Source organism: Vibrio sp. 1159, assembly GCF_033340395.1.
GTDB classification, from domain to species: Bacteria; Pseudomonadota; Gammaproteobacteria; order Enterobacterales; family Vibrionaceae; genus Vibrio; species Vibrio alginolyticus.
This window is the reverse complement of sequence record NZ_JAWOWL010000010.1, coordinates 142,981-155,484: the sequence shown is the minus strand read 5'-3', so window position 1 is coordinate 155,484 and position 12,504 is coordinate 142,981. Positions and strand designations below refer to the sequence as shown.

8 protein-coding genes and 1 pseudogene are annotated in these 12,504 nt (G+C 41.7%); 3 read left to right on the top strand and 6 right to left on the bottom strand.

Going from position 1 to position 12,504, the window contains the following annotated elements:
* Positions 1 to 239: 239 nt before the first annotated feature.
* Positions 240 to 1,853: a VRR-NUC domain-containing protein gene (locus tag R7127_RS10575; protein WP_137282687.1), complete on the bottom strand. Its 1,614-nt coding sequence runs from the start codon at positions 1,851 to 1,853 to the stop codon at positions 240 to 242.
* Positions 1,854 to 1,920: 67 nt separating this feature from the next.
* Positions 1,921 to 3,153 (bottom strand): OFA family MFS transporter, encoded by a 1,233-nt coding sequence (locus R7127_RS10570; protein WP_318148398.1) that lies wholly within the window; start codon positions 3,151 to 3,153, stop codon positions 1,921 to 1,923.
* A gap of 576 nt (positions 3,154 to 3,729) precedes the next feature.
* Between R7127_RS10570 and R7127_RS10565 the strand changes: the two genes are divergently transcribed.
* Entirely contained in the window at positions 3,730 to 4,086 is a 357-nt protein-coding gene (locus R7127_RS10565; protein WP_005376535.1) for a hypothetical protein, read from the top strand.
* A gap of 103 nt (positions 4,087 to 4,189) precedes the next feature.
* Here the strand turns inward: R7127_RS10565 and dcuC are convergent, their stop codons facing one another.
* Together dcuC and R7127_RS10555 are read right to left on the bottom strand one after the other, a co-directional pair.
* Positions 4,190 to 5,557 carry an anaerobic C4-dicarboxylate transporter DcuC gene (gene dcuC, locus R7127_RS10560; RefSeq protein ID WP_005376528.1) on the bottom strand — a complete coding sequence of 456 codons (1,368 nt, stop codon included), beginning with the start codon at positions 5,555 to 5,557 and terminating at the stop codon, positions 4,190 to 4,192.
* Positions 5,558 to 5,916: 359 nt separating this feature from the next.
* Positions 5,917 to 7,041, bottom strand: coding sequence for an acyl-CoA desaturase (locus R7127_RS10555; protein WP_017821552.1), 1,125 nt, complete (start codon positions 7,039 to 7,041; stop codon positions 5,917 to 5,919).
* A 271-nt stretch (positions 7,042 to 7,312) separates the two neighbouring features.
* Between R7127_RS10555 and R7127_RS10550 the strand changes: the two genes are divergently transcribed.
* Positions 7,313 to 7,861, top strand: coding sequence for a GNAT family N-acetyltransferase (locus tag R7127_RS10550; protein WP_005376525.1), 549 nt, complete (start codon positions 7,313 to 7,315; stop codon positions 7,859 to 7,861).
* Between the two features lie 90 nt (positions 7,862 to 7,951).
* Here the strand turns inward: R7127_RS10550 and R7127_RS10545 are convergent, their stop codons facing one another.
* Positions 7,952 to 8,569 carry an HAD family hydrolase gene (locus R7127_RS10545; protein WP_025767847.1) on the bottom strand — a complete coding sequence of 206 codons (618 nt, stop codon included), beginning with the start codon at positions 8,567 to 8,569 and terminating at the stop codon, positions 7,952 to 7,954.
* 363 nt (positions 8,570 to 8,932) lie between these two features.
* Here R7127_RS10545 and R7127_RS10540 point away from each other — a divergent pair.
* Positions 8,933 to 10,978 (top strand): annotated as a pseudogene (locus tag R7127_RS10540) (response regulator).
* A gap of 103 nt (positions 10,979 to 11,081) precedes the next feature.
* On the opposite strand, the gene cqsA reads toward R7127_RS10540, so the two are convergent.
* Positions 11,082 to 12,263: an alpha-hydroxyketone-type quorum-sensing autoinducer synthase gene (cqsA, locus tag R7127_RS10535; RefSeq protein ID WP_172563768.1), complete on the bottom strand. Its 1,182-nt coding sequence runs from the start codon at positions 12,261 to 12,263 to the stop codon at positions 11,082 to 11,084.
* Between the last annotated feature and the right edge of the window lie 241 nt (positions 12,264 to 12,504).

Genomic DNA, 12,504 nt, shown 5'->3' with positions numbered 1-12,504 from the left:
ATTCCAGACCTACATAAGGAGCCGCAGATACCGAAACTGAGCAGGTAACAAGTAACGCAAGAAGTGTTTTGTTCATTTTATTTTGCCTCTTCAAATCAACTTAATGAGTAGAAGCGCATTGTGTGTGATGAAGCGTGAAGTGATCGTGAAGAAACAAAAATATTTCAGAAAAAGAGCAAGGTGCGGTAAAAAAGAAATTGTTTTAATGAATATGCGCCAAGCTCTTTATATAAAGAGAGTTAACTTGCGGCGACGTAACACACCGCAAATGGCACATTAAGGCGAGTAAACTCTTTAATCCAACGCCATTGGTTGTCTTGGAGTTTATCGCCTGGCCCTTTTACTTCAATCCATTCGAACTCGTTTCCTTTAAAAGCAATCAGATCAGGCATCCCATTGCGGTAAAGCTTTAGGTCACTCAATTGTATTTTAAATAGCGCCATCAACATGTTAGTTGGGATTGTATCGAGTGCCATTTCGAGTAGCTCTTTACTTATTAAGCTCCAATGCACAAATGGATTGCTGATACCAAACTTCTCATCGTACCTAGTTAACAACGTATGAGTATTGCCCGTTTCCAATTCGTCAAACGTCGCATCTATCAAAGCTTGGCGTTTGGTAACAAAATCAGAATGGTACAAATCCAGAGGACGATGTTGATAGGCATTGATGAATGCGCCTTCGATGGGAGCGAAAATCGCATCCCAAAAAGTGAGACCAAGTAATGCATTAAGCAGTGCATTTTCGGTGTAAAATACTGTCCAGCCTAAGGACTCAAAATACGCTTTGCTGGCGAGTTCGACTCTCTGTTGAGATAAATCCAGTTCAAGGCGGTATTCCGTACAGGTTGGCTTCGTCACTCTTGGCACTTTCTCGCCTTGTTTTCGTTTTAACCGTTGCTCAAGTTTTTGTGCAACTTCGAGCTCAGACACATCGATCGGTGAGTGAAGCATACCTGTGACAATGTCACCAAATAAATCATCATGGTTTAATTTGTCATAGATACGTGCGCGTCGTTCTCGGCTCGGTGTGAGTTGAGTTTGCCCAAATAGAGATAGGGCGGTCTCTAGATCATTAAGCCGTTCGTAATCACGTGCTATGTCATTCAACATGTGCTCGCGTTTACGATCTACGTAACGGTGTTTAACGGGCTGAGGCATTGCCTCAATTAATAAGTCGAGATTGGCTTTGTCTTTTCGGTCAAATTGCCAGTACAGGTTGGCCAACTGGCTCAGTTCAATTAAACGGTCTATTTGCTCACGTGAATCAAAGAAACGGCGCACTTTACTCAATTGATATTGCTCGAACTGATGCAAACCTAAGTCATCAAGCACAAACTGACTTAAGTCTTGATGGGTGTTGGCAAAAAACAGAGTGAGCAACACGTCGATCATATGAGCTGAATTGAGTTTGACGATCGTAAACTCAAGCTTCTCTGTACGATCAAATTCCGCATTACTCAAACGTTCGACAAGGGCGTCTTTCTTGAGTGATTTCGGCAGTTCGGGATAAAGCGTGGAGATTTCTGGCTTGGTCAGTAAATTAGCCGCTAACCCTTGATGAGAAAGGGGTGGGGAAAGGGCTACAAACTCATGTTGACTCAATTCTGCCAGTGCTTCATTGATAGAAGGTATTTCTGGATAACTCAGCTTATCACTTCGAAACCAACATCCCTTTCGGCTGTATAAACGTACCAAAAGGCACTGGGCGTGTTTGCTCAAAGAATCAAACGAGCAAAGCCATGCGTGTTCTTCCTTGGTCAGTAAATCGCTGTACCAAGTTACTGCGTGATGAGTCAGCTTAAAGAAGTTCTCTAGATAGTAGTCTGGTGCAAGTTCGATAGGGCTTTCCATAAACGACCGATAACAAAAAAGGCTTAACCCATAGGTTAAGCCTTTTTGCTATCAAATCAATTCGCAATTATGCGTTTTTTAGCTGTGCTACTTTCGCTTCAGACAATGGCTTAGTGATGAACGCAAGTACGATACATACTGCCATCATTGCTGAAGAAATTATGTAAGCCAAGGTGTAGGCGTCGCCATTTGTCATCGAGAAACCAACAACCGCTGCGCCGATTGCACCACCGATCCCCCATGCTGTGTAAAGCACGCCGTAGTTAGTGCCGTAGTTTTTCAGACCGTAGAACTCAGCCGTTAGAGTAGGGAATACCGCTAGAAGTGTACCGTAACCTACCGCTGCGATTGCTGTACCGATGATCAGTGTAAACTCAGAGTCGAACGTCGCGAACAGCACCATGTTTACGCCTTGTAGAACGAACGCAAGTAGAAGCGTACGAACACCGCCGATTTTATCTGCAAGCATACCCGCGGCAACACGACCGCCAGAGTTAAATACAGCAAGAATAGACGCTAGGTAAACCGCGTTTGGCAAGTTTGCTTGAACGCTTGCGATTGTCGTGATGTTACCGATGATCATTAGACCAACAGAAGCTGCAAACGCGTACATGATCCATAGAGAGTAGAACTGTGGCGTTTTCAACATTGCTTTCCAAGTTAAGTCATCTGACTTTTTCACCGCTTTAGGTGCTTGGCCTTCTTTTACTTTAGGCTCCGCAGGTGTGTAGTCTGCTGGTGGGTTGTTGATGGTTGCTGCAAGAGGAACCGCAATCGCTAGGATACCAACACCAAGAACCATAAAGCTAGTTTGAATGCCCATGCTGTCTATTAGCGCAGAAGTTACTGGCGCAAGGTAAATAGCCGCTAGACCAAAACCTGCCGCAATAATGCCGTTAACCATACCTTTCTTCGAAGCGTGGAACCACTTCATCGCAGAAGGTGATAGGCATGCGTAACCAAAACCGATACCTGCACCTGTGATCACACCGAAGGTAATGTTCAGCATTAGTGGAGAGTTCACAAAGCCAGACGCGATCATGCCCAGACCTGTAAGAACAGTACCTAGGATAAGGATCATTCGAGGGCCCATGCGGTCTTGAAGAATACCTGCAATAAGAAGACAGATAGAGAAAGTGATGGTTGCAGTTGCGTAAGGTGCAGAAGCTTCTGCAGCACTCCAGCCTGATTCAGTTACCAGTGCCTTGTTGAATACACTCCAAGCATACAGGATGCCAAGACAAAGGTTGATACAGAACCCTGCTAACAGGATGCGCATAGCTTTATCAATCTTGCTCATTTTTATTCTCAGTTTTTCCTCTTATTGGCAATGCCGCAAAGAAGGTTGGTTTAAAGATGTTTTTTCTCAAAATTAGTTTGCGTTTTTCAACGTTTAACGCAATGAGCGCGGATTATAACCAATAAATATGTGATTGGAATCTCTTTTTACGGTTACTGATAAAATAATTTGCAACATTAAAAGTGGATGTGAATTCATGGTTTTGTATGTAGTAAGAACGTTGTAAAAAAGTGATATTTTTTGTTCGCTAATAACGAATGATGAGTCAAGACAGAGAGGTTTTACGCTGTTGAGTGCACAGTTCACATTTCAAATAAAAAATTTCAAAATGTTTCTATGTTAACCATCTGTAACAAAAATGGCGAATTTATCATCTAACTGTCGTAAGTATCAGATGCAAAGGGTTTCTTAATTTTTAATTGTTAACCTTTTGTAATAATTGAAGCTGATTAGCTTTTATGTTCATTAAGTGAGCAAAAAAGTAACTTGTAATTGCTGATTTTAGGCGCAGAATATAGTGAAAAATGAGTTTTCATTTATGAAGGGATGCTTTTTAGATTTGTTGTGAGGTGACTTATGAAACTGTTCCTATTACTCATGGCTTCGGTATCCGCTGGTATCGCATCAGCAGACCACATCCATTCATTTATGTTGGGCTTATCTATTGCTTCTTTAGCGGTAGGTAGCTGTTATTTCTTCGCATTTCGCAGCTCGCGCTTTCCACAGCTTGCTTTATTCCTACTCATTTGCGGCATGCTTTCTAAGTTGACGATAACCGTAGTCGGTGTGATGTGGGGAATGTCCGCGGAATTAATCACGTCTCCAATCGTATTCGCACTTTCATATTTATTCTTTTCGCTTGCCGTTACCTACTTATGGTTTAGCTACAGAGAGAGCATCACTAAGATTCCTGACCGATTTAAGTCAGCGTAAATCAACACATTAGAATAAAAAAAACGCCAGCACATTTGCTGGCGTTTTTAATTAAACGTAATTTTGTTCGGATATTGCTTTTAGTTTGATCGTGGCAATACCGTTAGGCACTCATTGGAACAAGCACCATAGTACCAATAATCACCGTGATAAGGCCTGCTAGAACTGGAACGGATGTGCGTTTTACAACCTCAAACGGGCTGATGTTTGCCATACCTGATGTCGCAACGATTACGCCAGATACTGGTGAGATAGTACGGCCTAGGTTTGATGCTTGAAGCATCGGGATAATTAGGAACGCAGGGTTTAATCCCATTTTAGCAGCTAAAGATGGTGCTAACTCCACGAACGCATAGAAAGGCGCGTTACCCGAACCCGTTGCAATTGCTGCTGCAACTGTCAATGCAGTTAGAATAAGCATTAAAGCAACGCCGCCTGCACCAGCATTATCTGCTAGATGAAGTAGGTTATCGATAGCACCGATAGACATCAGACCTTGTGCAAAAACCCCTGCGGCAACCAAAAGCATCACAACGCCTTTGAACGCGTCAGCCATGCCTGCGTAACAAGAATCTAAATCTTCTAGTGATTTCTTACCATCGAACTTATTTACAACATAATGGATCAGAGCTCCAAGGAAAATCGAACCAACCACAATAGTGTAGATGTCTAGACTAAGTCCTGGAATGGTACGACCGTTGAATAGGAAAACGCCGATGATAGGTAGAAATGGAAGAGCTGCATAAAACGCTGGTGCGTCAGCTTTGATCTCTGATACATCAATTTTTTCCATTGGCGTATTTTCTTTCTTATCTAAGTATTTGTTCCAGAAGAACGCTGCCGCTGCCATGACGATGATTGCGCAAATAGAAACAGGCAACACAGTTTGTACCGCAAACACATCAAGCTCTAAACCAGACTTTTCTGCTGCGATAACAACATCACCAGAAGTAGGAGAAAGGATGATTGCCGCTGGAGAGGCACACACTGCAACGGCTGCTGGACGAGAAATGCCCATCGCGACCATCATAGGGAATAGTGTCGCCATTAATAGTACGCCAAGGCCTGTTGCAGAACTTACCGCAAGAGACATTAAACACGCCACAATGTAAGCCGCTACCAAAAGGACGTAAGGAGACTTGATGACAGAAAGCGGTTTAGAGAACTGTTTCACTACCACGTTGTTCGCGCCGATATGAGTCATGTATGACGCAAAACCACAAAGCAGCATGATTTGCATACCAAGACCGCCACCGCGGTATTGAAGCATGTATTTCACGTATTCAAGCGCATCTGTCACCATGTTACCAGTTGAGGTGATTTTTGACGGCAGCACGTCGTGCCCCAAAACGCCAGTCATAAGAAGTAAAGCAATACCAGCTGTCAGTAACACGCCCGCAGCTTTATAGCCTTTGACAATAAAGTAACCCACCGCAATGGTAACCACTAAGCCAATTAAGAGCTCTAACATAGGGATCTCCGAATGTTATGTAAAAAAGAAAGAAACTGTTTCAGTTTATGACAAGGAATTTACAGAATTCTTAGCTGTGGCACGAGACAAATATGGGGCTTGCATGATCTGAGACAAATAATAATTTAATAAATAATTTCGTTAGATTGTATTGTTGGAATTTGGTTTTCTAAGTGTTATATGCTGGTTTGAAGCTATTTATAGGAAGGAAAATATGACTAGGAAAGTGAATGAATAATGAGTGAATTGATTCACAATAGGAAAAAGACTTTACTCAATAAGCAATTATTGGAAAACACTCTTCACAACAAAAAAGCTTCGCGGAAGCGAAGCTAAGTAATCGTAAGAATGAGGATAAACTATGCGTATCGACGAACCATAAGGTTCCAACTACGTTGCTGCCGTTCGAACTCTGCTTTAATTTGCTGGTACTTCATTTTCGTTACAGAACATTCGTATTTTTTTACCACACTGGCAGTTTTGGCACCGAGTACTTCTTTGCGCATCTCGTAGTATTCCTGCATGTGATGAACTAGAGTATCAAACTCGTGCTGTAGTTGATCGAGGATCGTTTGCGTATTCGGTTTCGATTCTAGCTTTTCTCTTGCTTTCTTCAAAAGTTGACTCGCACGGGCTTTTTCAATTCTAAATGTAGGCGTTGTGCGCAACTTAGATGTGAGTCCTAGCCAAGAACATGACTTTATCAACCACTTCGTTGGGTCGTAATGCCACCAATACACGCCATTGCGATAGTCATTCTCGAAAATATGATGGAAATTATGGTAACCCTCTCCAAATGTGAAAAAGGCGAGTACACCATTATCGCGAGCAGTGTTTTTGTCTGTGAAAGTTTGCTTACCCCAAATATGTGCGAGGGAGTTAATGAAAAAAGTTGTATGGTGACTCATAAAGAGTCGAGCTGCACCAACGACCAATAACATCCCCCAGATATCACCGTAGATCAGTCCGAGCATGACTGGGAAACCAATATTAGTCAGTAGGGCAAGTGGAACATAATACTTATGCTGCCACATGACGATTTTATCGCGCTTTAGGTCACGGCAGTTTGTATATTCGTTTTCCTTTGATTTATTGTAATCACGTAACATCCACCCAATGTGAGAATACCAAAAACCCCGCTTGGCTGAGTACGGATCTTTATCGTTATTGTCGACATGTTTGTGATGCACACGATGATCAGAAGACCAATGTAATGCACTATTTTGCAAAGAAAATGCTCCTCCAATCGCAAAAATAGCGCGCAAAATAGGATGAGCTTCGTACGTTTTGTGGCTCCAGAGACGATGATAGCCTGCTGTAATAGAAAGGTTAGTAAAACTAAATGCAATCACTCCCCAAATTAGATGTTCCCAACCCAGTCCAAAATGATATGCATACCAAGGCATTACAATAAAAGTCAGAACAAAACTGGCAGAAAATATCAATGTATTCAACCAGATAACAGGTGGTTTGTTTTGAGTCACAGGTGTATCCCTAACTTTGAGCTAACAACTGTTCGCCAGAATATCAGCGTACACATGTAAGTCAAATTAAAGTTAGACAAATGTGACTATTCCTTTGGGTGTAGATTAAGGAACTTGATGGGATATTTTGCTTTTAATTGAATAATGAGTAGTATTAAAAAATGAGCTCTGGCTTAAGGTGTATAAAATCTGCCAAGAAACAAGTGTTATAAAGGTGGAATATACCGAGACTCTATAAAGAAGCAAAAATGTAAGAAAATAGGAATACGTAATGGATTTACGATTAGCGGAATATAAGGACTACGAGCGCATTGCGCATCTTCATGCGGATAGCTGGAAGCGTCATTACCGTGGCATTCTTAGTGATAACTATCTTGAGAAAGAAGCGATTGACGACAAACTACTGATTTGGCAAACCCGTTTGACCAACCCACCATTCAATCAGCACATTGTCTTGGCGGAGGAGGGAGGTTTGCTACTTGGCTTTGTTTGTGTGTTCGGCAACCATGATTTCGAGCGTGGAACCTTTATTGACGCATTGCATGTTGATGACAGTTACCGTGGTCGTGGGATTGGTAAGCAGCTATTACTTGCTGTCGCAGAATGGCAACAGCAGTACTTTAAAGACACAGGTCTTTATTTAGAAGTTGTGTCGCAAAACATTTCTGCGATTGAATTCTATCGCCACATTGGTGGACAAGAGGATCAAGAGCGAACTTGGCGCGCACCTGATGGCAAAGAGGTGTTAGAAAAAGTATTCCGTTGGAAGAACGCCCAGTCATTAGTTAGTGGGATTGAGGAAAACGTGATTTACTCCTAACCTAGCGTTCTGAAACACTAGATAAGAGCAGTCTCAACACTGCTCTTTTTTGTTTATACACCCTAAAGTTATGTTTTTATTAAAAGCTTTCTAGAAGTTAACCCCCATAGCTTTTAGTTCGAGCTCACATTGCTGAGCATTTTCAAACTGAATAGCAGCCATGCCAACCGCTCGGGCACCTTCAACATTGTAAGGCATGTCATCAAGAAATACTGTCTCTTCGGGGTTAAGCTGATACTTTGAAAGTAGAGTTTGGTAGATCTCCGCTTGTGGTTTTAGTAATTGAACTTCAGAAGAGATGATTGCTCCATCAAACAGTGGCCAAAACTCATAAGTAGTACGAAGGTGTTCCACAATTTCGTTGATGTTGTCTGTGAGCGCATATACGCCATATCCGGCTCTTTTTACTCGTTTTAACAGCTCTATACTGCCGTAAAGTAATATTTGAGTGTGTTTTACATAATAAAAGAAGCGGCCCATTTCTTCCGTCGTTACTTGGTGTTCACGTTGATAACGCTGTTTTGCTTCCCTTTCGGAGATCGTCCCTTTATTTAAATCTTTCCAGATTTGTGATGAAAATAGCATCTGAGCCATTTTCTCTGACTCTACGGAACCACCAAATGTTAAGCGAACGATTTCTACTGGAGACCAGCGTACCAATACATTACCTACATCAAAAATGACATTTTTTATCTGGACAGAATTCATAACACATCCCAAGCCAATTGTTCTTCACCACGCTATATGCGGTGAGTACTGTTTTTGAATCGTTGGAAAGTCGTGCCAAAGGCGCGACTTAAGTTTCTTGCACAAAATGAGATTAACATCCAATTGGATACAGAGCGATTATCGCAAAATTGCACTAAACTATATGCAACTTTGTTTATTTGGTTGTAAATCAAGTGTAGCTGTCTTAAAAGATTGAAACTAAAGATAAGTATTGCGAGCTGTTTACGTCATTTCGCGCTGCTTATAAATGATGATTAATATATAATTAGTTAATAATAAAACGATAAAAGTGAATCAAAATCACACTATTGTGCGTCAGGCGGAGTAAGCAAAACAGATTATATGGACTCGATACGTAAGGTTTATCAATATGCAGAACCAAACCTAACTCTCGTTGGCTGGATGGGGTTTCTTGGCTTTCCGCTGTACTACTTTGTCTGGGAGTTTGCCTTTCCACAGGCTTATGAAAATTAACCTCTTAGATTGTTTTGCTCGTTATTGTTTTTCGGCATCATTTTTAGAAACCGCTTATCATCGACTTGGAGAGATTATGTTCCTATTTACTACCAAGTGACGATAACGCTGTGCTTACCGTTTTTCTTTTTTTATATGTTACTGATGAATGACTGGTCCAATGTATGGGTTATGTCGTTTATGTCTGCAATTTTCTTACACATTTTACTGGTTCATGTTACTAGGGTCATGTTTGCTCAAACCTTTGCTGGGATAGGTTTAGCAACATTCTTCGCTTGGGTTGCAAAAGGGTTCCATCTTGACTTGACCATGGATTGGACTCATGTGCCAATCTTTCTGTTTATTTATGTCTTCGGTAATTTGTTCTATTTTCGTAACCAAGTTGAACATGAAGCGAAAGTCTCGCTGGCAAAATCATTCGGGGCAGGGATTGCACATGAAATGCGTAACCCGTTGAGTGGGCTTTGCACTTCAATAGATGTTATCCAGTCGATCTTGCCCAACATGAAAGAGGCAGGAAAAGAGCAGTACGTCATGAGTGTAGAAGATGTCACCTTATTACGTGAAGTGAGTCAGGATGCAATGAACATTATCCAATCGGGTAATGAAACCATCGATTTATTGCTGACTTCGATTGATGAAAATCGAGTTTCTCGTTCTAGCTTCAAAAAATATTCAGCTCACTCGGTCGTTGAACAGGCAATTGAAAGCTTCAGTTATAAACGTGCCACTGATCGATTTGCCATATCGTTGGATGCGAGAAGTGAGTTTGAGTTTCTAGGTAGTGATACGCTGCTTAAATACGTTATGTATAATCTTTTCAAGAATGCCTTCCATCACCGTAAATCTGAAGATTTTCACATACATGTATCCATGATAAGTTCAGAACGCTTTAATCAAATTGTTGTAACCGATAATGGTGCTGGTATTGCTCCTGATGTTCTACGCAATATCTTTCAAGACTTTTACACCACCGGCAAATCAGGAAGTTATGGTTTGGGCCTACCGTTTTGTAAAAAAGTCATGCGTTCATTTGGGGGGAACATTGAGTGTCAATCTCAGTTAGGGGAGTGGTCTCAATTTACGTTAACTTTCCCACTAACGACATCTGATACCGTTACTGAAATCAAAAACGATCTGACTAAACTCAAAACCATTCTAACGGTGACTAGCCAAGATATCTTGGTGTCTAAAGTAACAGATATTAGCCGTTTTATGGGCTTTGACTCGACGATTTTAGATGCCAACCAAGTACTCAAAAAGAAAGAGTACGAGTTCGAATTCGATCTGATTTTTATCGATCTTGAGAGCTTAGATCCAAGAGCAAACCAATTGGATAGATTAGAATCTCTCTTGTCTTTCACTGAAGCACGCATAGTTTATCTTTTTGAGCATCATCCGACTCAGAGAGCACGTAAGGCTGCATATGAACCTATTTGGATCGAAACGCAAGCCTGGTTATTGAATACTAAACCAACTATTGAGCGTCTCTTATATGATTCAAGCTATGTATCGACACCAACGGCCTCGGTGACGTTAGATAATTCAAATAAGCGCACAATTATGGTCGTGGATGATAATGAATCTTTGCGTAAATTCACGGCAATGTTACTTGAAAAGCAAGGCTTTGAAGTGATTCAGAAAGAAGACGGGCAGCAGGCTCTGGATACACTAGAGCAAGAAGATGTTGATCTCATTCTGATGGATATCGAAATGCCAATTATGGATGGTGTAGAAGCGTCTAGGCGAATTCGAAGCTCGGATAAAAACTATGCGTCGGTACCTATTATTGCGCATACAGGGGATAGTTCACCTGTCACGTTGGACAAAATTGGGTCTTCGGGTATGTCTGACTTCATCGTAAAACCGGCGGATAAAAATCGTTTGTTCGATAAAATCGCAAACTGGATCTAATCATTCGCGACTTGTTTTCTTGAGGCGAGTTGCTCACAACGAATAACACGAATAAAGAGCTCAGCAAAACTGTTGAGCTCTTTAGTTTTATCTACACACTAACTTACACAAACTCTAAGTCAGGGTGTGCAAATGCTTGTTGGCAGACAGTGAGTACATGATCAACTTCAGCAGCTGTCATGTCTGCATTGACTGAAAAACGGATGATGTTTTTGTTCCTTCCAGTTGCAGGGCGGCAAAACACTGCGCCGTAAACATTTCGCTCTTCGAGAAAGTCGCGGATTCGCTCAGTGTTTCTCTCGTTACCACATTCTAATGCGATAATTTGTGATTCACTGCGAATAGTAAATCCAATGCGTTTTAAACCAACGGCTAAAGACTTGGCTCTTTCAAACAGAATATCTCGCTTATCATCTGATTTTCTTATGACGTCCAGTGTTTTCTCTAGCCGAATGATCTCTTGCGGTAATACGGTAGAACTAAATATTGCAGGGTACGCCACAAATGGAAGCGTCTTCGCCAGTTTTTCTGGGCCTAAAATCGCGCCAGCACGATAAGCAAATGTCTTGGCAAGACTAACGGTAATAAAATCTACCTTATGAGTTAAGCCAAGACCCTGCAGTATCCCCGCACCTTGTGGACCGTGTGTACCTAAAGAGTGTGATTCATCTACAACCAGGCCGCAGTCAAACTCCTGTGCTATTTCGTAGATATCACGTAGAGGAGCGATGGTCCCGATAGTACTGTAAACCGAATCCACAACAATGATCCCTGAACCGTGACGTGAAATCTGTTTTCTTAGGTGACTGGTGTTGTTATGCATGAACGGATGAATTTGTGCTCCGGCAATACGTGCGCCTTCCCACAAAGACATATGTGCAAAGAAATCAATGTACACAGGTATGTTCGGTGCACAAATAGTCTGCAATAAACCGACATTCGCAGCCCAACCAGATTGAGAAAGTAGACAACTAGGCATACCAACGAAACTGGCTAGTTGCGTTTCAAATACAGGTTTCGATTCATCGTCTTGTAAGAAAATCGCGGACATCACGACGTTGTCATCGTGCTGGGAAATCGCATCACGATGCGCGTTTTGAATCTCCTTATTATGAGACAGTGCAAGGTAATCATTGCTCTGCAGGACAACGGCATTACACGGTGGGCGTTTACCAAGAACAAGGTGTTTTTTGTTCTCATTCGGTTCGATTAGATCTTGAATATAAAAATCTAGGCGTTCCTCGATAAAGGAGGGAAGTGGTTTGCTTTGTATAGTTTCACTCATAATAAATCTCTTCTTCATATGGAAAAACGCCAGCGCTGACACTTATTCATATTGCGGATTTTGGGGAGAGTGTCACTAACCAGGTTGCATAAGTTTGCAGACCCTTGCAAACTCGACATTTGAGGGTTGGATGGTGGCTGTAACTCTATAGGGGCCCGGGGTCTAAACTAGTTTGTGCTTAAAGTTTATACGGCGATTTTGCGGTGTTTTTTCGTGCTTCATATCTGGGATTTTGGATGAG

What these genes read in the sequence shown, in the direction of transcription:
- R7127_RS10575 (WP_137282687.1), bottom strand. Translation starts at nt 1,853, where the DNA reads ATGGAAAGCCCTATCGAACTTGCACCAGACTACTATCTAGAGAACTTC.
- R7127_RS10570 (WP_318148398.1), bottom strand. Translation starts at nt 3,153, where the DNA reads ATGAGCAAGATTGATAAAGCTATGCGCATCCTGTTAGCAGGGTTCTGT.
- R7127_RS10565 (WP_005376535.1), top strand. Translation starts at nt 3,730, where the DNA reads ATGAAACTGTTCCTATTACTCATGGCTTCGGTATCCGCTGGTATCGCA.
- dcuC (WP_005376528.1), bottom strand. Translation starts at nt 5,557, where the DNA reads ATGTTAGAGCTCTTAATTGGCTTAGTGGTTACCATTGCGGTGGGTTAC.
- R7127_RS10550 (WP_005376525.1), top strand. Translation starts at nt 7,313, where the DNA reads ATGGATTTACGATTAGCGGAATATAAGGACTACGAGCGCATTGCGCAT.
- R7127_RS10545 (WP_025767847.1), bottom strand. Translation starts at nt 8,569, where the DNA reads ATGAATTCTGTCCAGATAAAAAATGTCATTTTTGATGTAGGTAATGTA.
- cqsA (WP_172563768.1), bottom strand. Translation starts at nt 12,263, where the DNA reads ATGAGTGAAACTATACAAAGCAAACCACTTCCCTCCTTTATCGAGGAA.